We start from the raw sequence: 22,369 nt of genomic DNA on the forward strand, positions 1-22,369 counted from the left end.
AAGTTGCACTCTATGCACTTATTGCACTGCATGCAAATAGTGCGGGGGGTCGGGCGCCCAACCCCTCAGTCGGACGACACCCAGCGCCGCAGGTGCTCGGCCGTGAGGGTGTCCGAGCCCTCGACCATCTGCTGTGGCGTGCCCTCGAAGACCACCGCCCCGCCCTCGTGGCCTGCCCCGGGGCCGATGTCGATGATCCAGTCGGCCTGGGCGATCACGGCCAGGTTGTGCTCGATCACGATGGTCGTCAGGCCCTGGTCGACCAGCCGGTGCAGCATCGCGACGAGTCGTTCGGTGTCGGCCAGGTGCAGGCCGCTGGTGGGCTCGTCGAGGATGTAGGTGCTGGCCTCGCCCATCGAGGCCGCGAGCTTGAGCCGCTGCCGCTCGCCGCCTGACAGGGTGGTCAGCGGCTGGCCGACCTTGACATAGCCCAGGCCGACGTCCATCAGGCGGTCAAGGATCTTCTTCGGCTTCGGACCGGTGAACACCTCGTGGGCCTGCGCCACCGACAGCCCGAAGAAGTCGGCGATGCTCAGCCCGTGCAGGGTGTATTGCAGCACGTCGTCGCGGAAGCGCTTGCCGCCGCACTGCTCACAGGGGGTGATCACCCCGGCCATCATCGCCAGGTCGGTATAGATCACGCCCTGGCCGCTGCAGTTGGGGCACGCGCCCTCGGAGTTCGGGCTGAACAGCGCCGGCTTGACCCCGTTGGCCTTGGCGAATTCCGAGCGGATCGGGTCGAGCAGCCCCGAATAGGTGGCTGGGTTCGACCGGCGCGAGCCCTTGATCGCGGTCTGGTCCACCACCAGCACCCCGTCCCGGTCGGCCAGTGAGCCGTGGATGAGTGACGACTTGCCCGATCCGGCCACTCCCGTGACGACCGTCAGCACCCCCGTGGGCACGTCGACATCGACATGGCGCAGGTTGTTCAGGTTCGCGCCGCGGATCTCGTGGGCGCCGGTGGGGGTGCGCACCCCGCTGCGCAGCGGCATGCGCGCGTCCAGGTACCTGCCCGTGAGCGTGCCCGAGGCCCGCAGGCCCGCCAGGTCACCCTCGAAGGTGATGGTGCCGCCGTCCGAGCCGGCCCCCGGCCCCAGGTCGACGAGGTGGTCGGCCACGGCCATCACCTCGGGCTTGTGCTCGACCACCAGCACCGTGTTGCCCTTGTCGCGCAGCGCCAGCAGCAGGTCGTTCATGCGCGCGATGTCGTGCGGGTGCAGCCCGATGGTCGGTTCGTCGAACACGTACGTGATGTCGGTCAGGGACGAGCCCAGGTGGCGGATCATCTTCACCCGCTGGGCCTCACCGCCTGACAGGGTACCGGCCTCACGCGACAGCGACAGGTAGCCGAGCCCCACGTTGACCATCGCGTCGAGGATGCCCATGAGGTTGGCCAGCACCGGTGCCACGGTCGGCTCGTGCAGCGTGGCCACCCAGTCGCGCAACTCGTTGACCTGCAGGTCGCACACCTCGGGCAACGTCCGTCCGGCAACCGTCGCCTCACGTGCGGCCTTGTTCAACCGGGTGCCCCCGCACTCGGGGCAGGGCTGGAACGTCGCCGCCCGCTCGACCCACGCCTTGATGTGGGCCTGCTTGATCTCGGTGTCCTTCTCGAGGAACACGCGGCGGATCTTGGGGATCAGCCCCTCATAGGTGGTGTTGATGCCGGTGCGCAGCGTGATCTTCTCGGGCTCGCCATGGAGGAAGTAGTCGCGTTCCTTCTTCGTGAACTTCTTGATGGGCTTGTCGGGGTCGAGCTTCGGCGATTCGCCGTAGTACACCCAGTACCAGGTGCCCGTCCCGAAGTTCGGGGCCAGGATGGCACCGTCGTTGAGCGAACGGTCTTCGTCGATGACCTGGGTCATGTCGATCTCGCTGGTGCGGCCCAGTCCCTCGCAGTGCGGGCACATGCCGCCCAGGGTGGTGAACTCGGCCTTCTTGCGGATGGCCGCACCCTTCTGCACCGTGACCGCGCCCGCGCCCGAGGCGGTGGCGATGTTGAACGAGAACGCGGTCGAGGGGCCGACATGTGGCTGTGACAAGCGGCTGAAGACCAGTCGCAGCAGGGCGGCGGCGTCGGTGGCGGTGCCGACGGTCGAGCGTGGGTTCGCGCCCAGTCGTTCCTGGTCGACGATGATCGCGGCCGACAGGTTCGCCAATTCGTCCACGTCGGGACGAGCCTGGCTGGGCATGAACGACTGCACGAAGGTCGAATAGGTCTCGTTGATGAGGCGTTGTGACTCGGCGGCGATGGTGCCGAAGACCAGGCTGGACTTGCCCGACCCCGACAGGCCCGTGAAGACGGTCATGCGGCGTTTGGGCAGGTCAAGGTCGATGTCGCGCAGGTTGTTGACGCGCGCACCGCGCACCGTGATCACGTCGTGGCTGTCGGCCTGGTGCATGCTGGCTCCTGGTGCTGGGTGGGGTGGCTGCTGCGGGTGCTGGGTGGCGCAACTGACTGTGACACGGGCCACTGACAAATGTCACACCGGATAAAAATGTCAGAGCAGGTGCATAGTGTGGCGCCATGACGATCATCCTCATCGCCGGCATGTGGCTCGACTCCCGTGCCTGGCAGCAGGTCACCCCTCACCTCGTCGCGTCCGGCCATGACGTCGTGGCCCTCGATCTTCCCGGCCAGGGCGCAGAACCCGCCGATGCCACCCTGGACGACCAGGCTGCCGCCGTGGTGGCGGCCGTTGACGCGGCCACCGGCCCCGTGGTCGTCGTCGGGCACTCGGCCGCCTGCTCCTTGGCGTGGCAGGCGGCTGATGCGCGTCCTGACAAGGTCACCCGGGTCGTGATGGTCGGCGGGTTCCCGGTGGCCGACGGCCAGGTCTACTTCGATCCCATCGAACCGGTCGACGGCATGGTCAGGTTCCCGGGCTGGGACGCGTTCGCGGGGCCCGATTCCGACGACCTCGACGACGACGCCCGCAGGCTCATGGACAGCCACCTCGTGCTCGTGCCCACCACCGTCACCCACGCGACCGTGCACCTGCGCGACGCACGGCGCCATGACGTGCCGATCACGCTGGTCTGCCCGGAGTTCAGCATTGCTGACGCCAAGGAGTGGATTGCGTCGGGTGACCTGGTCGAGTTCAGCGCGGCGAAGACCCTCGACTTCGTCGACATCGACAGCGGGCACTGGCCGATGTACAGCAAGCCCGACGAATTCGCGGCGGCGATCGATGCCATCGCGCGGGCGCAGTGACGACGCTGACCTCGGTGAGGTGAGCTTCGACCCCGTCGAGTTCACCTTCACGGGGGTCGTCTTTGAATGGCGCGGACCGGCGCCGTTCATCTACGTGCGGGTACCCGATGAGGTGGCGGACGAGATTCATGAAGAGGCGTCCCGGGTGACGTACGGCTGGGGCATGATCCCCGGCACCCTGACGATCGGCGCAACGACCTGGTACACGGCGCTGTTCCCCAAGGACGGTGGCTACCTGGTGCCGCTGAAGCTGGCGGTGCAGCGTGCCGAGGGGATCGAACTTGGCGATACGGTCGAGATCCGGCTGCGGCTGGGGCGCGACTGAGCAGACGGGTGTGACGTCAGCCGGGCCCGGGCGGAGCCGGTTGCGGGCCACGGACCAGCCGGCCAGTGCGCCCGCGCGGCATGGCACCACCTCGGGCTCCACACCACCTCGGCCTCCACACCACCTCGGCCTCCACGCCACCTCATCCCTCGCCACTTGGCTTGCACAACTCGACTTGGCTTGTGCTTACAGTGCAAGCCAAGTCGAGTTTCGCAAGCTGAGTGGGGATGACGCGGCCGTGAGCGGCGTGACGCCCGCGAACCGCCGCTACCCCGACCAGTTGCTTGGGGGCAGACACCAGCTCAGCGTCAGCCTCGTCCACGCCGCACCAGAAAAAGTCGCACCTGGGCGAGTTTGTCGGGCCGATCGGGGCTGAACCGGCCCAAAAAGTTGTTTCAGGGCGACTTTCTCTGGTGTGGGCCCTGCGAAGGGGGCGGCCGACCCCACGGGACGGCCGGTCAGCGCCACCCACCCCATCCCTCGCCACTTGGCTTGCACAACTCGACTTGGCTTGTGCTTACAGTGCAAGCCAAGTCGAGTTACGCAAGCTAAGTGGGGATGACTGGGGGGACGACCCGCCCAGCTAGCTGCCTGGGCGCTTGAATGCGCTGTCGTCTCCGGGTGACCCCGATCCCTCGCCTGAACCGGCCGCCTTCCCCCGGCGCGGCGCATCGGTCATCACATCGCCGCGGGCGAACTCCTGCTCGGCGACCTCGTGGACGACCTCGCCATGGTCATGCCCGGCATGCTGCAGGGCCGCGCGCTGGTCCTCGTCCGGGCCGCCGCTGCGCGCATCAACCGCACGGCCCGCCGTGACCGCCAACACGCCGATGCCGGTGGTCAGCGGCACCGCCAGCACCAACCCGATCGACCCGATGATCGTGCGCAGGATCTCACCGGCGAACAGTTCCTCGACGACCATGTCGGCCAGGCGGGCGTCCATGATCTGGATCAGCAGCAGCACACTCAACGCGGCACCCGCCGACGCGAACGCGATGGTGTAGACCGTCGAGGCGATGTGGTCGCGGCCGATGCGCATGGCGCTGCGGTACAGGTCCCACGGCTTGCGCACCGTGCGGGCCAGCTCCCACACCGACGAGGCCTGTGTGATCGTCACGTCGTTGAGCGCACCGAGGGCAGCGACGATCATCGAACAGATCACGACCGAGGTCATGTTCAGGTCTGGCGCCGATGCCGCCAGGATGAAGTCGTCCTCTTCGATCACGCCCGTCAGGTGTGCCCACCTGGTCGAGATCGCGCCCAGTATGGCCGCCACCAACAACCCGAACAACGTGCCGACAAGCGCAGTTGTCGTTCTGGTCGTGAACCCGTGTGAGGTGTAGAGCACCACGAACATGATCGCCGCGCTGCCCACCACACCCACCAGCACCGGGTCTTTGCCCTGGATGAGGTTCGGCATCATGAACTCGATCAGGATGAAGAACGCGAACCCCAGCCCCACCAGCGCCAACAGGCCGCGCAGACGGGCCACCGCCACCACCAGCACCGCGAACAGGGCCACGAAGAACACCAACGGCGTGGTGCGCTCGAAGTCGACGAACGAATAGAGCGAACCGCCGCCCTCGAGAGGCACGCGGTACATGCGCACCTGCTGCCCGGGGGTCGCCCCGGACCGGTAGACCGGCGCGGTGATGTCGAAGCTTTGGGTGCTGCCCGCCTCGGGCCCGTCGTCGACGGTCACCGTCAGCGTCGCACACACGGACGTGTCGCCGGGGTAGGTGCCGACCTGCCCCTCACAGCTCTTCTCCTGGACGCCGGTGATCGTGCCCGTCTGGTAGGTCGTGCCGGGCAGCCGCACGATGCCGGTGTCCTGCCGGATGTGGTCCTGGGTGTTCTTGGGCCACATCAACAGCAGCGCGGCGAACGTGGCGATCGCCAGCGGCACGAGCACGATCACCAGGATGCGGCTGGCGTGGCGCTGCTGGCGCTGCTGGGTCGGGGTCAGCGGAGCGGGCTCGTCATGGGAGTGCGAGTGGGCCATGACGCGAAAGATACCGGCCCGATCCAGAAGACCGTGACCGAATCCCGGCAGGCCCGGCGCCGGGGCGCCTGCACAGGTGGATTCAGCGCCGGTCCCGCCGGAAAACGGTCACACCCCTCAGCACCTACTCTTGAACCCATGTCCAGCTCGATCGTGATCCGCGGTGTCGGCGCCGGGCTCGACGGCATCCTCGGACGCCTGCAGCGCGGTCATGGCGACCCCACGACGAGACTGGCGGCGGGGTCATGGTGGCGGGCGGCCATCACACCCGATGGGCCGGTGCTGCTGCGGCTCACCCGCACCGACGAGGATGTCACCGCCGAAGCCCTCGGTGACGGCGCCGCATGGGCGCTCGACCGGGCGCCGCTGCTGCTCGGCGTCGATGACCGCCCCGACGATTTCACCCCTGACCATGACCTGTTGGCGGTCCTGCTGCGCCGGCGCAGCACCCGCATCGGCGGCACCGGGCTGCTGGCCGAATCGCTCGCGCAGACGATCATCGAGCAGAAGGTGACCGGCGCTGAGGCGTTCACGTCGATCCGTCGACTGGTCAGGCGTTTCGGTGAGCAACCACCCGGCATCGACCCGGACGACGCCGCCCACCCGGCAGCGGGCATGGTCGCGGCGCCGGCTGCGGGCCAGTGGGCGGCCATCCCCAGCTGGGAATACCTGCAGGCCGGCGTCGACGAGCGCCGCGCCGGCACCATCGCGCGGGCCATGGCCAAGGTCGGGGCGTTCGAGCGGGTGCTTGCCCGGGCCGCCGACGAGCCGGTCACCCCCCGCGGCGAGGCACTCGAGCGTGCGCTGCGCACCCTGCCCGGCATCGGGCCGTGGACGGCGGCGAAGGTGCGGCAGAACGTGCTGGGTGACCCCGACGCCTGGAGCATCGACGACTACCACGTGCCCGGAATGGTCAGCGCCCACCTCGCCGACGGCGGCGACCCCGGCGAAGCGCTCGAGCCCTTCCGCCCGCATCGCTGGCGCGTCGAGATCGCGCTGATGGGGCTCGGCCTGCCCGAACGCCATGGCCCACGACGGACGCTGCCGAGCCACCTGCCCGTGCGCGGCGGCTGGACGGCTGGTGGCCGCGGTCAGGGCAGGTGGGGGAGCGGGTCACCTCAGGGCACTCGCAGGCGTCACCATGGCTGACCCCGACGCCCAGGCGGTCTACCTGTGCGAGGACCGGCTCTCGCGCTGGGCCAGGGCCGGTCGTGCCGTGGTCGTCGATGGCCGCATGGTGGTCGTCGAGCCCGAGCACGACTTCACCGACCTGGCCTCGGCGCGGCTGTTCTGCACGCTCACCTGCCTCGAACTCGGGCTGCCTCCGGTCAGCGTGCGGCTGCGACAGGGTGAGCGGATGTCACACTACGACCCGGCCCGCGGCGAGATCGCCCTGGCATCCTGGGGCAACGCCCGTCTGGTCGTGCTGCACGAGTTGGCCCACCACTCGGCCCACCATGCCACCGGCCACGCCGACCACCACTCAGCAGGCGCAGACCACGGCCCGCTGTTCCGTGCCCACCTGCTCGCCCTGCTGCGGCACACCGACCTGCCCCGCCAGGCCGACGAACTTGCCCGCCTGTTCGACCGGGCCAACCTGCCGATCACCCGGATCAGCCCGGCAGCGCCTGCTGCCCGCCCAGGCTCGCCCGGTCAGCCGCCGCCCGCCCAGCGGCCCTGATCTGCTCAGTGAACTGCCCCGCGTGCTTGGCCTGCTGGCGCCGCACACCGACCCGTGGGTACTTCTGCGCGATGAAGTCGCTGACCTCTTCCGACTTCGCCCGCAGCGCCAGCGCCGTCGACGACAACTCCCGCCCCGCGGCAGCGTGCTCCCACCCACCGACCGATTCCTCAGCCAGCTCGCGGGCAAACACCTCGTCGCGCGCCTGCTGCAGCCGCACCTGGATGCGGTGTATGTACCCGTCGTAGAACACCCCCCGTGCCGTCGACGAATGCAACGGCTCGCGCACCACCGCGCGCCCACGCCGCACAATCCGTTCCATCGAACGGTGCTCACCCGACTCGACCCAGCGGTCTGCCGCTGCCACCATCTGCACCACCAGCGAGCGGTACAGCGCCTCAGTTGCCTCCAGGTCGCTCGGCATGCCGATGGGATAGACCTCGGACTCGCCGCCACGCATCAGCACCTCGATGTCGTTGACCTGCGCCACCACCGTGTACAGCTTGCGCAACGCGACCACATGCCGCTGGCGGGGCCGCCCGATCGTGAACGTGCGTTCCTCGACCAGCTCGCGGGCCTGTGACTGCGAATCCGCATACCGAGCCCTGGCCAGGTCAATTGAATACTTGGTCGCCCACTCCTGGGCTTTCGCCATCAGGGCGTCGGCCTCGTCCGACGATGACGTCTGTTCTGCCTTGCGCAGCAACTTGCCGATGACGGCCATGGCTTTGTCCGACACGATCACACCCTTCCTCGATGAACCTGCGAACCACGCTAGACGCCACCACTGACATCCCAGCAGGGTTATCCACAGGCCCGATCAACTGCTGCCAGGCGAACCCGGCTCACCCGGCTCGGGCGGGTGGCTCGTGCCCGGCAGGTGCACCGTGAACTCGGCGCCACCCTCGGCGGCATGGCCCGCCGTCACCCAGCCGCCGTGCGCCTCGACCGTGTGCGCCACGATGGACAGTCCAAGTCCGGTGCCGGGGGTGCTGCGCGCCTTGTCAGAACGGAAGAACCGGTCAAACACATGCGGCAGGTCGTCGTCCGGGATGCCCGGCCCCTCGTCCGAGATGCGCAACACATCGCCCTCGAGATGCACCCTGATCGTGCCCCCGGGGGGCGAGAATTTCACGGCATTGTCGAGCAGGTTGGTCACGGCGCGCTCCAATGTGTCCGACTCGCCCATGATGAACAGTGGGTCGAGTTCCACGTCGAAACGCAGGTTCGGGCCCCGGCGCCGGGCGCGGACGATCGCAGCCTTGACCACCTCCGCGAAGTCCAGCGCCTCGGGCGCAGCAGTGGCCTTGTCCTCGCGCGACAACTGCACCAGGTCACCCACCAACGAGGTGAACTCACCCAGCTGCGCGGCGATGTCGTGCAGGATCTCGGCGCGGGCCCCGTCGGGCAGCATGTGCCGGTTCTCGTCAGCCACCAGCAGCTCGACGTTCGTGCGCATCGACGTGAGCGGGGTGCGCAGTTCGTGGCCGGCGTCGGCGATCAGGCGCTTCTGGCGTTCGCGCGAGCTCGACAGCGAGTTCAGCATGGTGTTGAACGACTCGGTGAGGTTGCCCAGATCGTCAGTGCTCACCGACTGGATCGGCGTCAGTTCATCGGTCTCGGTGATGCGTGCCACCGCATTCGACAACTGCCTGATCGGGGCCAGTGTCTGCCGGCTCACCCACCACGCGCCCGCCGAGACGCTCACCATGCCGACCAGGCCCACCGCCAGCAGCACCCACCACAGGTTGCGCAGCGTCGCGTGCGTCGAGTCCAGCGGCCGGGCCACCACCAGGGCATAGCTCTGCCCGTCCACAGTGAACGGCACCGTCGCGACCCGGAACTGCACACCCGACCCGGTCGTCAGCGTGCGATTCGCGGACGGCAGCTGGGTGCGTGCGGCAGCAATCTCCTGCGGGCCAGGGGTGATGATCGTCGAGACCCCGGGCACACCGGTCACCACACCGTCTGCGCGCACCACCAGCACGGTCACGTTCGCAGTCGTGGTCGCTTCGGCAGTCAGGCCGCCCACCGTGGCTGGATCCTGCTGCACCGTCTGCACGAGTGACGTGCCGACGGCCGTCAGGTCACGGTCGAGTTGCTGGTACAGCGAAGCCCGGGTGGCGAAGTACGCCGTGATCCCCACCGCCAGCACCACCAGGGTGAGGCTCAGCAGGGTCATGGTCACCAGGCGTCGACCCAGCGGAATCTGGCTGCGCAGCCGAGGCATCCAGCGCCGCAGCATGCCCCAGATGTTGCTCCACAGGGTCACTGTCGCGGCCGTCCACGACTGTGCCCACCCTGCTCGACGACCCCCGGACTATCGATGGGCCCCACGATCACGGCGGGGTCTCGCGCAGCACGTAGCCCACGCCACGCACGGTGTGCAACAGCCGCGACTCGCCCTCGCCCTCGGTCTTGCGTCGCAGGTAGCCGATGTAGACCTCGAGCGAGTTCGCCGTGGTGGGAAAGTCGAAGCCCCACACCTCGTTGAGCAGCCAGCCGCGCTCGAGCACCCGCCGGGGGTGGTCCATGAACACGTTCAGCAGGGCGAACTCGGTGCGTGTCAGGCTGATGCGTCGCCCATTGCGCGAGACCTCGCGGGTCTGCGGATCGAGCACCAGGTCTTCGAACTGCTTGACGTCGTGGTTCTGTTCCGGCTCGGGGCGTGCGCGCCGCGTCAGCGCCCGCAGCCGGGCGAGCAGTTCATCGAGCGCATAGGGCTTGACCATGTAGTCGTCCGCCCCCACGTCGAGCCCATCGACGCGGTCGTTGACGGCATCGCGTGCGGTCAGGATCAGGATGGGCACGTCGTTGCCGGTGGCCCGCAGCATCCTGGTCGCCTCGAGCCCGTCGAGGCGGGGCATCATCACGTCCATCACCACGGCATCGGGACGGATCGCCGACAACTGCGCCAGCGCTTCGAGCCCGTCCGCGGCGGTCGCCACCTCATAGCCGTTGTACGTCAACGACCGCTTCAGCGAATCGCGCACTGCCTGGTCGTCGTCCACCACCAAGATCTGCATGGTCATAGCTTGCCATGCCTTGCCTGAACTGGCTTGCCACCCCGTGCCTGTCGCAGCCGGGGCGCCACGCGGCTCACGCGTCGACGTGCTGGGTTGTCACCACCACGCTGGACGACTCACGGCTGAACCAGCGCAGACGCCCGCGGCCATAGTGGGCGGTGCGACCCGTGATCGGGTCGACCACCAGGCAGGTGTGCTCGTCGATGCCGACGCATTGTCTGGTCAGGTCGGCCTCGAGCACACCGATGACCAGCCCGTCGTTCAGTGCGACGTCGGCATGGGTGGCGATGGTGGGGGTGATCATGGCCAGCCCGTCGATCACGGTGGCCTCGTCCAGCCCCTCGGACCACTGCTGGCTGGCCACGGGACGGCCGTTGAGCTGCCAGCCGCCGATCAGCGCATGCCGTGAGGTGATGCTGGCGCCGGCCGAATAGCCGAGGTAGTGCACGTCGCCGCGCACCATGCGGGCCAGCTGGTCTCGGTGGGGCGCCAGCCCGGCGAGGTAGCTGGGGGTGTGGCCACCGGCGACGATGATGGCGTCCATGTCGTCGAAGTCGTCGGGCCAGACGGTGGGGTCGGGTTCGTCAGCCGCATGGGGCAGCAGGTAGACCTCGGTGACCTCGACCTCGGGCAGGCGTTCGAGCAGCGGGGCCAGGTAGGCGTCCTTGAACTGGGCCACCTCGTCGGGCACCCCGGCGCTGAGGTACGCCACCCGCGGCGCACGGCCCGCGATGCCGCGCACGCGTGCCCCGATGCTGGCCGCGAACACGTCATGCACATCAGAGAGCTGGTCAGTGGGTCCGCCGCCCACGAGGAACAAGGTCATGGCGCCAGCCTAATGGGGTTTCTCAGTTGAGCTCGCGCAGCCGGTCGAGCAGTCCCGGCATCGAGCGGACGAGCGCTGCCAGTGTCTGCTCGAAGTCTTCACGGCCGCCGTACCAGGGGTCGGGCAACGGGTCGCCGGGGTTGGCCTCGGGATCGAAATCGCTGACCAGCGCCAGTTCGGGCAGGTCGACGCCCAGGTGCTGCAGCCGATCGAGGTGGTGCTGCTCGGCGGCGATGACCAGGTCGACATCGGCGAGCATGCCCGGCGTGACCTGCCGCGCGGTGTGGTCACCCGGGCGATAGGAATGGTCGGCGAGCACGGTCATGGCGCGGGAGTCCATGGGGTTGCCATGTTCTTCGTCGCTGACGCCGGCGCTGCTGAACCGGCCGGGCACCCCTGACCGCTCAGCCGCCTCGGCGGCCACCACCGCACCCATGGGGCTGCGGCAGATGTTGCCCCAGCAGAGGAACAGGACGTGCGGGATTCGCTGGGTGTCATGGGCGCCGGGATCAATCATGGGCCCATCCTGCCTCGTCCGGGTCGTTCGACCATGGAGGTCGGCGGCTCGTGGGACCCGCTTGACCCAGCAGCGTGCATCGACTGGGCCAAAGGTGCGGGTTTGGGCCGGTTCTGCTGCGGTCGATGCACACTGCTGGGGATCATCAGCATCCCGGGGGTGGTTGGCCCAGCGAGGACGACGGCAGCGGCAGCAGGTCGGTGCGGATACGTCCGTGTGACGGCCGGTTCGCCCACCCGAGCCAAACCCTGCATCTGGCTGCCCACACCTGCACCTGGCTGCCCAAAACTCTTCACCCGGCTGCCCAAACCCTGCACCGGGCTGCCCAAACTCTTCACCTGGCTGGCGGTAATCGACCCAGCTGGCGCTCTGGAGACCAGCTGGGTCGAACAACGCCAGCTACATGGGTTCACGGGCCGAAATCCTCGACTTGGCTTGCGTTACTCGACTTGGCTTGTGCTTACAGTGCAAGCCAAGTCGAGTTGCGCAAGCCAAGTGGTCGGCGCGGGGGAGCGGGCGGGTGGTCGTGGTGGTGGTCGTGGCGGTCGTCGTGATGGTGCGGAGGAGCGTCGCGGCGCTGCGGCCCGGTCAACCGGGACGCGACACGCAGTCCACCAGCACGACCGCTAACGTAGGCCCATGACATCGCTCACCGGACGCAGCTTCCTCAAGGAATTCGACTTCACCCCTGCTGAATGGCGCAGCCTGCTCGACCTGGCCGCCCAGCTGAAGGATGAGCGCCGTCGCGGGGTCGAACAGCAGCGCCTGGTGGGCCGCACGATCGCCCTGATTTTTGAGAAGTCGAGCTCGCGCACGCGCTCGTCCTTCGAGGTGGCGGCGTTTCACCAGGGCGCGCACACCACGTACTTCGACCCGTCGGGCAGTCACATCCGCGGCAAGGAATCGATCGTCGACACCGCGCTGCTGTTCGGGCGCATGTTCGACGCGATCGAGTACCGCGGCTTCGGCCAGGACACCGTCGAGGACCTCGCGAAGTACTCCGGCGTGCCCGTCTGGAACGGCCTGACCGACGAGTGGCACCCGACCCAGACGCTGGCCGACCAGCTGACCATCCTCGAGCGGGTGGGCAAGCCGCTCAACCAGGTCTCGATCGCCTATCTGGGCGATGCCCGCAACAACGTGGGCAACTCGGTGCTTGCCGGTGGTGCGCTGATGGGCATGGACGTGCGCATGGTGGCTCCCAAGGCGCTGCACAACACCGACGAGGTTGTCGCACAGGCCCGCGGGGTCGCCGAGCAGACCGGCGCCCGGATTACCCTGACCGACAATGTGGCCGAGGGCGTCGCCGGTGCCGATGTCATCTACACCGACGTGTGGGTCTCGATGGGTGAGCCCGAAGAGGTCTGGGCCGAACGCATCGCGCTGCTGCGTCCCTACCAGGTCAATGCGGCGCTGATGACGGCCACCGGCAACCCGGACGCGATCGCCCTGCACTGCCTGCCCGCCTACCACGACCGCAACACGACGGTGGGCGAGAAGGTGTTCCAGCTGACGGGCATGGATGCGCTCGAGATCACCGACGAGGTCTTCCAGGCCCAGCGCGAGGTGATCTTCGACCAGGCCGAGAACCGCATGCACACGATCAAGGCAGTGATGGTCGCGACGCTGGGGGCGTGACGCTGCTTCCTTGCACGACGATGGCCCGCCGGGATTGCTCCCGGCGGGCCATCGTGATTCGGCAGTTTCAGGTGTTGATCACCTGGCCAGCATCAGCCGAACAGGGTGAAGCTTCCCCAGCCGTTGCCGATCTGCTTGGCAACGCCCCACTTGCCATTGTTGTTGGCATAGAGGAACAGCTTGCCGTCGGCGTTGCGGCCGACGAGGTCGACCCGGCCGTCACCGGTCAGGTCGCCGGGGCCGAACATCGCGGTGAAACCGGTCCAGCCGCGCCCGATGTGGGCGGCCTGGATGATGGTGCCGGTCGGGCTGGAGTAGTACACGAACAGGTCACCGGTGGCATTGGTGGCGAGGATGTCGGCGCTGCCGTCATTGTTGAAGTCACCGACCGAGGCCAGGTTGGTGATCGCGCCCCAGTTCTTGCCGATCTGGCGGGCATCGCGCAGGGTGCCGCCGTTGGCGATCGAGTAGCGGTACAGGCCGTTGTCGGCGCCGATGGCGACGAGCTCGGGCAGCTTGTCGTTGTTCATGTCACCCACGACGACGAGCTTCTTCATGCCGTCGAAGCCGGTGCCGACGAGACGGGCCGAGGTGTACTGACCCATGCCGAGGCCCAGGTACAGGAACATCGCGCCGTCGTTGCGAAGGCCGAGCAGGTCGTCCTTGCCGTCACCGTTCACGTCGGGGGTGTGCGAGATCCAGGTGAACGCGTCCCAGCCGCCGCCGGCCTTGGTCGACAGGCCCGTCAGGCCGCCCACCTTGCCCTGGTAGAGGTTGAGCACGCCGTGACCGTCGACGGCGATGATGTCGCCGATCCGGTCACCGGTCTGGTCGCCCCAGGCGAAGTTCTTGCCGGCGACTACGAGGGTCAGCGGCACCTGGGCGAGGGTCTTGGTGGGTTCGGCCTCGAGCTGCAGGGTGGCAGCACCCTTGGCCAGGCCCGAGCCGACGGGAATGCGGAACGCGATCTCGCCGACCTTGCCATCAACGATGGGGGCAGTCCCGACCTTCACCTTGGTGGTGCCCTGGACGACGAAGGCGTTGAGGGTGGTGTTCGGGGTGGCCTCGGCGCCGGTGCTGTTCAGGGTGTCGGTGGCCACGCCGCCGGTGAGCGGGACGCCCACGGCCAGCGTGTACTTCGAGCCCTCAACGGCGACCGACGGGTTGCCCTTGAGCGAGACGCCGCCCTGGCGGTAGTCGGCCTGGATGGTGCCCTGGGCACTGACCCACTCGGTGAACGCGGTCAGGTCGACCAGACCGGTGTCGCGGGTGTTGGCGCCCTTGGCGAGCTCGTGGAAGTTGTCGCCGCCCTCGATCAGGAAGTTGCCCGACACCGCGGTGAAGGTGTCAGTCATGCTCATCGGTGCACCGTCGTAGTAGATGTTGGTGATCCGCGAGCCCTCGGGCAGGTTCTCGTCGTAGGTGTAGGTGACGTTCGGCGACAGGCCGAGGCGCAGGTAGGCGCGGCTGGGCACGGTGCCCGACGCGGTGCGCTGCCACTGCTGCTCGAGCACCTTCTTGAACTGGGCCCCGGTGATCTCGGTGGTCTTGATGGTGTTGGCGAACGGAAGCATCAACGCGGCTTCCTTGTAGGTGATGTCACCGTTGTCGAAGCCCGCGCGGGTGCCGCCCGGGTTCTGGATGCCGATCACCTTCTTGCCGTCGTAGTTGGCATTCCCGTCGAGCACCTCGCCGAAGAACTTCGCGACCAGGTTGGTGGCCGGCGATTCCTTGTCGCGGACGTCGGGCTTCATCAGACCGGCGGGCAGCGAGATGGTGCCGTCGGCCTGGGCCACGACCTTGGCGCCGATGACATCGGACTCGGCCACGGCGGCAGCGCTGAGGTCAGCGATGGCCTTGATCTCGGGATCGGCCAGGTCGGCGGCGGGCACCGGCAATGCGGTGGCGGTGGTGGTGCCGCACTCTGCACCGGCCTCGACGTTGATGACGACCTTGCCGTACCAGGCGCCGTACGACTGCGCCTGCAGCAGCGGCTGGCCCGAGGTGGTCTGCCAGCTGTAGAGCTGGTGGGTGTGGCCGTTGATGACCACGTTCACCTTGGGATCAACGCTCTCGTAGATCGACTTGAAGGCGGGGCTGGTGGCGGCATTGGCCGCCGGGTCGCCCGCGGTCGGGTCGGCGGTGGTGCCGCCGACGGCAGCACCCTCGTGGATCAGGGCGATGACGATGTCGGCCTCGCCGTTGGCGTCGTTGCCGTCCTTCAGCTCGGTGGCGACCTTGTTGACCGCCTGCACCGGGTCACCGACCGTGAGGCCGGCGATGCCAACGGGGCTGACCAGGGCGGGCAGGTCGCTGGTGACGGCACCGACGATGCCCACCTTGACGCCCGCGACCTCCTTGATCTCGTACGCCTTCAGCGGGGCCGGCACGGTGCCGTCCGACTTGACGACGTTCGCGGCCAGGATCGGGAAGTCCGGCGTGCGGGCGGCGTCGGCGTAACGGTCGACCAGGTCCTGCAGGCCCTTGTCGAACTCGTGGTTGCCGGCCGAGGACGCATCCACCTTGGCCGCGTTCAGGATCTTGATGGTCGGGTCGTCGTTCTGCGAGGCCGACTCGAAGGTCGAACCACCGATGTTGTCACCGTTCGACAGCAGCAGCACGTTCTTGCCCGCAGCGCGGGCCTGCTCGACCGGGGTGAACAGCTTGGCGGCTTCCTGGATGCGGCCGTGGAAGTCGTTGAAGGTGTAGATCTCGAGCTGGGTTGCCCCGCTGGTGCAGGCGGCGGTGGGCAGCAACTTGGTCGGCGCGGTGACCTCAGCGAACGCCGGGGCCACCAGGCCGCCGGCGATCATCGCAGCGCTGAGACCCACAGTGGCGACCGTGCGGCGCACCCCGGCAAAGGGGTTGAGAGCCATGATTCTCCTTGGTGTGGGGTGGTGCTGGCGTGAGCAGTGGACGGCACCGCCCATGCTCAACAGACCCCCCGAAACGCACGGGTGGGTCTTTGAGCCTCACTTTGCTGCACCCCTCTGACAAGGGCAAGCAGATGTTGCAGATTTTGTGAGCTGTTCACCAAGAATTGGCATGGCGGCAGCACAACGCCCGGCCGCGTCGCTGGGTGCAGCGGTCACGACCGGGCGTTTTGTGCGCCGGAATCACCCGTGCCCGAAGGCGCCGGGGTTCACGTCCTCAGGTCAGCCGAACAGGCGGAAGCCGTTCCAGTTGGTGCCGGCCTGGCGGGCCGAGCCGAACGAGCCTTGCTGGTTGGCGTAGCTGTACAGCGTGCCGGCCGCGTTGCGTCCGACGATGTCGGGACGGGCGTCGCCGGTGAGGTCGCCGGGGCTGAACAGCGCGGTGAACCCGTTCCAGCCACGGCCCACCTGCGCGGCCTGGATGATGTTGCCGCGGCTCGTGTAATAGACGTACAGATTGCCGTTGTCACCGATGGCGATGATGTCGGCGGCAGCGTCACCGTTGAACGAACCGACGCTGGTCATCTGCTTGATGCCCTGCCAGTTCTTGCCGATCTGCGAAGCGCCGATGAACCCGTCATTGGTCAGGGTGTAGCGGAACAGCTTGCCGTCATTGGCCCCGGCGTTGCCGATGCCGACCACCTCGGGCGTGCCGTCGCCGGTCATGTCGCCGACCACGGTGATGTTGTCGAGGCCGTTCCACGACGTGCCGACCCGCTTGCCCGACGAGTACGACCCCATGCCCTGCCCGTAGTACAGGTACAGGTTGCCGTCGGCGCGGCGCCCGATCAGGTCGTCGCGTTTGTCACCGTTGATGTCGGGGGTGTGGCTGAACCAGGTGAACTGGCCCCAGCCGGTACCGACGATCCACGACGTGCCGAATCGGCCCGGCTTGATGCCCTTGTAGATGCGCAGGTTGCCGGCCGCATCGATGCCCAGCAGGTCGCCGATGTGGTCACCGGTCTGGTCGCCCCAGACACGGTTGTCGGCATAGGTGGTGAACGAGATCGTGGCGTTGACGGCCTGGGTGCCGCCGGCCGTCTTGGCGGCGGTGCCGCTGACCGAACCGGAATAGTACGAGCCCGGCACCAACGGTGCCGTCGGCATGATCACGACCTGGGCGTTGATGTCCAGGGCGTCAGGGTTGCTGATCAGGCAGAACGGCACCGGCACACCGTCGCGGTACAGCGAGGCGGTCACACCGCTGATCGCGCCCAGGTTCTGGTGGTCCCACTGCACCGTGATCGGGAAGCCCCACACGGCGGGCTTCTGCGTGCAGTTGCTCGCGTAGTACGAGGCCGCGGTCGAGTTGAATGCCAGGCTGCGCTGGTTGGACTGGTTCGGGAACACCTGTGGCCACACCTGCGGCGCGCTGTTGTTGAAGTTCACCCCGGCCACCAGGAACGTGGCGGTCTTGCCGAACGCGATGCCATTGGTCAGCGGGTGCAGCAGGCGGGCGCTGCGCTCCCAGGGGTCCATCATCCACAGGTCGATGGCGGTGCCGTTGGCTGAGACCCCGGTCGAGACGAGCGTCCAGGGGGCGATGGCCGCACCGGCAGCGGTGTAGCCGGGCTTGCCGGACACCTCGACGGCCGGGTTGAGGTTGGGGTCGGACTTGTTCAATTCCAGGTAGTTCGCATGGGCCTGGACGGCCGAGGCCAGGCTGGAGTCGTAGACGACCGACCGGGCGCCCACCTTGGATCGGTAGCCATTGAGCAGCGCGACGGCTGAGTCAATCGGTCCCTGGGGGGCGAGGCCGCCGGGCTTCGACTCGTCCATGGGCGACTTCGGCGTGTGGATTCGTCCCTCGGGCCGGGTCGTCACCCCCTGTTCGGTGGGATCGGTGGTGGGGTCGGCGGCCGCCGTCCCTGCCAGCGAAGAAATCGACAAGGTGAAGGCGGTGGCGGCGGCGGCAAGCACGCCCACCAGCCTGACGAGCAACTTCTGGTCGCGCATGGTGGCGAACCTCCAAAGGGTGGGGTTGTGGCTTGGCCAGTGTAAACGCCGACGATGTCGCACGCCATGCGCGGGGGATGACCGCTCACGGTCATCCCCCACGCCATGGTGAGTGGCGCGACGGCTCAGCCGAACAGCCGGATGCCGCCCCAGCCCGTGCCCGCCTGCCGGGCCGCGCCCCACGAACCGGCCCGGTTCTCGTACGAGTACAGTGTGCCCGCCGCGTTGCGCCCGATCAGGTCAGGACGTCCGTCGCCCGACAGGTCACCGGGCGAGAACAGCGCCGTGAAGCCCGACCAGCCCTGGCCGATCACCGCGGCCTGGATGAACAACCCGTTGGCCCCGGAATAGTACACGTAGAGCCGGCCATTGGTGCCGACGGCGATCAGGTCGGCGTACCTGTCGGTGTTGGCATTGAACGAGCCGACAGAGGCCGTCATGGCGATGCCCTGCCAGTTCTTGCCGATGAGCGATGCCCCGACGAACCCGTTCTGGGTGAGCGTGTAGCGGTACAGGTTGCCGTTCTCGCCGATACCCACCACCTCAGGAGTGCCGTCGGCATTCATGTCGCCGACCACGGTCAGGTTGCGCAACCCGCCCCAGTTCTGGCCGACCTTGCGGCCCGCGGTGTAGGAGCCGTTGCCCTGGCCGAAGTACAGGTACAGGTGGCCGTCACTGCGTCGCCCGATCAGGTCGTCGCGACGGTCGCCGTTGACATCGGGTGTGTGGCTGAACCAGGTGAACTCGTTCCAGCCGCGACCGATCTGGTAGCCGTGCCCGATCGTGCCCGGGCGACGTCCCTTGTAGAGCCACAGGTCACCCGACGCGGTCACGGCCAGCACGTCTGCCGTGGCGTCACCGGTCTGGTCGCCCAGCACACCACTGGCCGGTGCCTGCACCGAGAATTCCGAGGTGGCCGCGAGCTGGGCAGAACCACTGCCGTCGGCGAGGAATCCCGTGACCGAGACCGACGCGCTCACCTGCGTGCCGGGTGCCAGCGGCTGCTCGGGGATGACCACGACCTGACCGGGGGCGGCCAGCTGCGAGGTGTTGTTGACGATGCACACGCCCACGGCGCTGCCGTCGACTCGCACCGACACGTTGTTCACCAACATCTGCTCGTACAGGCCGGGGTCCCACTGGAAGGTGATGGGGAAGCCCCAGGTGGCGCGGGCCGAGCAGCCCAGCGTGAAGAGCGCCGAGTAGTCCGCGGGCATCGTGCGCAGGCCGAAGTTCGGGCCCTGGGGAAAGACCACCGGCTCGGGGGCCGTCGCGGCACTGTGGCCGAACCAGGCCACGATGACGGCTCCCTGACGCGTGAACGCGATCTGGGCGGTGGTCGGGTCGAGCAGTTCCCAGTACTGCGCCTCGGGGTTGGCCAGCCAGTCATCGACGACCTGCGAATAGGTTCCCGTCTCGCTGAACCCCGGCCAGGTCTCGACCGCGATCGCGTCACCCGCAGCCGTGTAGCCCGGCAGCGACGGGTCCTCCATGAACGGGTTCAGCCCCGCGACGCCGATGTTCTGGTCCAGGTACTTGGCGTGGTTGACGACTGCCCCTGGTGCCCCGACCAGGGCGAGTGGCCGCAGCCCCGCCCGCGCGCGGTAGGCGTTCAGCCGGGCGACGGCATTGCTTTCTTCGACCGAGGCCTGTGGTGCCAGCGTCGGTGCCGGGGTCGTGGCCTGTGGGGCTGCGTTCGTCCAACTGGTTGCAGAGCGCGTGCCGGGACGCGCGGGTGCGGACTCGGTGTCGTCGGCCAGCGCGGACGGGCTCAACGTCGCGGCCAGGGCGAACGCCAGGGCCAGGCCGGCCAGGGCGCGCAGGGGGCGGATGGTCATGTCACTCCTGTGTGGCAAGTAGGCATCGTCCCGGATTGCGGGGTTGTCGCTGACGCTAGCGGGCGCCCCCGACAAAATCTGCCCCGCCCCCCGGCTGATCGGATGCGCAGCCCCTCGCAGCCCAACCGCTGGCCGTATTCCCCAACGCCTGCCCAGTGGGTCAGTGGGATTCCCACAACCAGCGCGGCGAGAAACCTACGCTACCGTAGGAAAGGCGGAAGACATTCCCCTTGGAGGACTCATGAGCGCACTCGTCGGAGTGACAGATCCACAGACCCGCGCACGCCAGCGTGACCCGCAGGACATGGTGCAGTTGCTGACCCCGGACGGTGAGCGGGTCGAGCACCCGGACTTCTCGTGGCAGGGCAACCCTGACCAGCTGCGCGGCCTGTTGCGCAACATGGTCATCGCCCGACGGTTCGATGCCGAGGGCACCGCGCTGCAGCGCCACGGTGAGCTTGGCCTGTGGCCGCCGCTGCTCGGTCAGGAGGCTGCCCAGGTCGGCGCCGCCGCCGCACTCGCCGGCCACGACTTCGTCTTTCCGAGCTATCGCGAACATGCCGTGGCGCTGGCCATGGGCGTGCCGGTGGCCGACATGCTGAAGCTGTGGCGCGGCACCGGCCAGGGCGACTGGGACCCGGCAACCTTCCGCTTCAACCTGTACACGCTCGTGATCGGGTCGCAGGCGCTGCACGCCACCGGTTACGCCATGGGTCTGCAGCTCGACGGCATGGTCGGCAACCCCGACCCGGGCGACAACGCCGCCGTGCTTGCCTTCCACGGCGACGGCGCCTCGAGCCAGGGTGATGTCAACGAGTCCTATGTCTTCGCAGCGTCCTACAACGCACCGGTCGTCTTCTTCTGCCAGAACAACCAGTGGGCCATCAGCGAACCGACCGACCGGCAGACGCCCATCCCCCTCTACCAGCGGGCCCGCGGCTTCGGTTTCCCCGGCATTCGCGTCGACGGCAATGACGTGCTCGCTGTGCATGCCGTCACCCAGTGGGCCATGGAACGCGCCAGGTCTGGCCAGGGCCCGGCCTTCATCGAGGCCTTCACCTATCGCCGCGGCGCCCACACCACGTCTGATGACCCCACCAAGTACCGCCTCGCCGAAGAGGACGAGCACTGGCTGGGCCGCGACCCCATCGAGCGGGTCAAGACCTACCTGACCAGCCAGGGCGAACTGGACGACGCCTGGCTGGCTGACCTCGACCAGCAGTGCGACGACTTCGGCGCCGATGTGCGCAAGGCGTGCCACGAACTGGTCGTGCCGCCGATGGAAGCCATCTTCGACCTCGTCCATGCAGAAACCACCGCCGAACTGCGTGAGCAGCGCGAGGAATACCTTGCCTGGGCAGCCGACGGTTCAGAGGAGGACCGATGACCGCCATTCGCACGTCCCAGGCGCCCGCGACGCCGGGCACGAAGACGATGACGCTCGGCAAGGCCATCAACGCCGGCCTGCGCCGCGCGCTCGAGGCCGATCCGAAGGTGCTGCTCGCCGGTGAGGACATCGGCCGGCTCGGCGGCGTCTTCCGTATCACCGAGGGCCTGCAGAAGGACTTCGGCGAAGACCGGGTCATCGACTCGCCGCTGGCCGAGTCGGGCATCGTCGGCACCTCGATCGGGCTGGCGATGCGCGGCTACCGCACCGTCGTCGAGATCCAGTTCGACGGCTTCGTCTACCCGGCCTACAACCAGATCGTCAGCCAGCTCTCGCGCATGCATTTCCGCTCGTCCGGGCGCATTTCGATGCCGATCGTGATCCGCATCCCCTATGGCGGGGGCATCGGGGCCATTGAGCACCATTCCGAGTCGCCAGAGGCCTATTTCGCCCACACGCCCGGCCTGAAGGTGGTCTCGCCGTCCAACCCCAACGACGCCTACTGGATGATCCAGCAGGCGATCGCCTCGGACGACCCGATCATCTTCCTGGAACCCAAGCGGCGCTACCACGAGAAGGGTGAGGTCGACGAGGCCACCCGGACACCGCTGCCGCTGCACCAGGCCAGCGTCGCCCGGCGCGGCACCGACCTGACGCTGCTGAGTTATGGCCCGCAGGTCAAGACCTGCCTCGAGGCCGCCGTCATCGCTGCCGAAGAGGGCCGTTCACTCGAGGTGGTCGACCTGCGCACCCTGTCGCCCATCGACATGGTCACCGTGGTCGACTCGGTCAAGCGCACCCGGCGCGCCATCGTGGTGCACGAGGCGCACCGCAATCTGGGCATGGGCGCAGAGCTGTCGGCCCGCCTGACCGAAGAACTGTTCTATGTGATGGAGGCACCCGTGCTGCGGGTGACCGGCTACGACACCCCCTACCCGATCAGCCGGGTTGAAGAGGACTGGCTGCCGGGTGTGGACCGAATCCTTGATGCCGTCGACGAGTCAATGGGGTACTGATGAACCTGGG

The 22,369-nt window shown here is 68.0% G+C and carries 17 protein-coding genes; 7 read left to right on the forward strand and 10 right to left on the reverse strand.

Features of this window, described 5'->3' with window-relative positions:
• Positions 1 to 65: 65 nt before the first annotated feature.
• On the reverse strand, positions 66 to 2,402 hold the full coding sequence (locus tag ACQCX5_RS06345) for an ATP-binding cassette domain-containing protein (RefSeq protein ID WP_434541169.1): 2,337 nt from the start codon (positions 2,400 to 2,402) through the stop codon (positions 66 to 68).
• Between the two features lie 125 nt (positions 2,403 to 2,527).
• On the opposite strand from ACQCX5_RS06345, the gene ACQCX5_RS06350 reads away from it, so the two are divergent.
• A complete protein-coding gene (locus ACQCX5_RS06350) occupies positions 2,528 to 3,214 on the forward strand; it encodes an alpha/beta fold hydrolase (protein ID WP_434541170.1) in 687 nt (228 codons plus the stop codon).
• A complete protein-coding gene (locus ACQCX5_RS06355; RefSeq protein WP_434541171.1) occupies positions 3,192 to 3,539 on the forward strand; it encodes a DUF1905 domain-containing protein in 348 nt (115 codons plus the stop codon). The genes ACQCX5_RS06350 and ACQCX5_RS06355 overlap by 23 nt, the downstream gene beginning before the upstream one ends.
• Before the next feature lie 583 nt (positions 3,540 to 4,122).
• On the opposite strand, the gene ACQCX5_RS06360 is transcribed toward ACQCX5_RS06355, so the two are convergent.
• Positions 4,123 to 5,541, reverse strand: a complete 1,419-nt coding sequence (locus tag ACQCX5_RS06360) for a YibE/F family protein (RefSeq protein ID WP_434541172.1) — start codon at positions 5,539 to 5,541, stop codon at positions 4,123 to 4,125.
• Positions 5,542 to 5,679: 138 nt separating this feature from the next.
• On the opposite strand from ACQCX5_RS06360, the gene ACQCX5_RS06365 reads away from it, so the two are divergent.
• A complete protein-coding gene (locus ACQCX5_RS06365) occupies positions 5,680 to 6,690 on the forward strand; it encodes a DNA-3-methyladenine glycosylase family protein (protein ID WP_434541173.1) in 1,011 nt (336 codons plus the stop codon).
• Positions 6,683 to 7,222, forward strand: coding sequence for a hypothetical protein (locus ACQCX5_RS06370; RefSeq protein ID WP_434541174.1), 540 nt, complete (start codon positions 6,683 to 6,685; stop codon positions 7,220 to 7,222). The genes ACQCX5_RS06365 and ACQCX5_RS06370 overlap by 8 nt, the downstream gene beginning before the upstream one ends.
• On the opposite strand, the gene ACQCX5_RS06375 is transcribed toward ACQCX5_RS06370, so the two are convergent.
• From ACQCX5_RS06375 to ACQCX5_RS06395, 5 genes are all read right to left on the reverse strand, one after another.
• Positions 7,155 to 7,961 (reverse strand): DUF2786 domain-containing protein, encoded by an 807-nt coding sequence (locus tag ACQCX5_RS06375; protein ID WP_434541175.1) that lies wholly within the window; start codon positions 7,959 to 7,961, stop codon positions 7,155 to 7,157. The genes ACQCX5_RS06370 and ACQCX5_RS06375 overlap by 68 nt on opposite strands.
• Before the next feature lie 81 nt (positions 7,962 to 8,042).
• A complete protein-coding gene (locus ACQCX5_RS06380) occupies positions 8,043 to 9,431 on the reverse strand; it encodes an ATP-binding protein (RefSeq protein WP_434541303.1) in 1,389 nt (462 codons plus the stop codon).
• Between the two features lie 130 nt (positions 9,432 to 9,561).
• On the reverse strand, positions 9,562 to 10,248 hold the full coding sequence (locus ACQCX5_RS06385; protein WP_434541176.1) for a response regulator transcription factor: 687 nt from the start codon (positions 10,246 to 10,248) through the stop codon (positions 9,562 to 9,564).
• A gap of 73 nt (positions 10,249 to 10,321) precedes the next feature.
• Positions 10,322 to 11,074, reverse strand: a complete 753-nt coding sequence (locus tag ACQCX5_RS06390) for a hypothetical protein (protein ID WP_434541177.1) — start codon at positions 11,072 to 11,074, stop codon at positions 10,322 to 10,324.
• 22 nt (positions 11,075 to 11,096) lie between these two features.
• Positions 11,097 to 11,591: a low molecular weight protein-tyrosine-phosphatase gene (locus tag ACQCX5_RS06395; RefSeq protein WP_434541178.1), complete on the reverse strand. Its 495-nt coding sequence runs from the start codon at positions 11,589 to 11,591 to the stop codon at positions 11,097 to 11,099.
• Between the two features lie 639 nt (positions 11,592 to 12,230).
• Between ACQCX5_RS06395 and argF the strand changes: the two genes are divergently transcribed.
• A complete protein-coding gene (argF, locus tag ACQCX5_RS06400) occupies positions 12,231 to 13,229 on the forward strand; it encodes an ornithine carbamoyltransferase (protein ID WP_434541179.1) in 999 nt (332 codons plus the stop codon).
• Positions 13,230 to 13,321: 92 nt separating this feature from the next.
• Here the strand turns inward: argF and ACQCX5_RS06405 are convergent, their stop codons facing one another.
• From ACQCX5_RS06405 to ACQCX5_RS06415, 3 genes are all read right to left on the reverse strand, one after another.
• A complete protein-coding gene (locus tag ACQCX5_RS06405; RefSeq protein ID WP_434541180.1) occupies positions 13,322 to 16,105 on the reverse strand; it encodes a 5'-nucleotidase C-terminal domain-containing protein in 2,784 nt (927 codons plus the stop codon).
• Positions 16,106 to 16,384: 279 nt separating this feature from the next.
• On the reverse strand, positions 16,385 to 18,118 hold the full coding sequence (locus ACQCX5_RS06410; protein WP_434541181.1) for an FG-GAP-like repeat-containing protein: 1,734 nt from the start codon (positions 18,116 to 18,118) through the stop codon (positions 16,385 to 16,387).
• 125 nt (positions 18,119 to 18,243) lie between these two features.
• Positions 18,244 to 19,956 carry an FG-GAP repeat domain-containing protein gene (locus ACQCX5_RS06415; protein WP_434541182.1) on the reverse strand — a complete coding sequence of 571 codons (1,713 nt, stop codon included), beginning with the start codon at positions 19,954 to 19,956 and terminating at the stop codon, positions 18,244 to 18,246.
• Between the two features lie 241 nt (positions 19,957 to 20,197).
• On the opposite strand from ACQCX5_RS06415, the gene pdhA reads away from it, so the two are divergent.
• Together pdhA and ACQCX5_RS06425 are read left to right on the forward strand one after the other, a co-directional pair.
• Positions 20,198 to 21,343, forward strand: coding sequence for a pyruvate dehydrogenase (acetyl-transferring) E1 component subunit alpha (gene pdhA / locus ACQCX5_RS06420; RefSeq protein WP_434541183.1), 1,146 nt, complete (start codon positions 20,198 to 20,200; stop codon positions 21,341 to 21,343).
• Positions 21,340 to 22,359 (forward strand): alpha-ketoacid dehydrogenase subunit beta, encoded by a 1,020-nt coding sequence (locus tag ACQCX5_RS06425; RefSeq protein ID WP_434541184.1) that lies wholly within the window; start codon positions 21,340 to 21,342, stop codon positions 22,357 to 22,359. The genes pdhA and ACQCX5_RS06425 overlap by 4 nt, the downstream gene beginning before the upstream one ends.
• Positions 22,360 to 22,369 lie beyond the last annotated feature (10 nt).

The organism is Aestuariimicrobium sp. G57 (assembly GCF_050110855.1).
Lineage (GTDB): Bacteria > Actinomycetota > Actinomycetes > Propionibacteriales > Propionibacteriaceae > Aestuariimicrobium.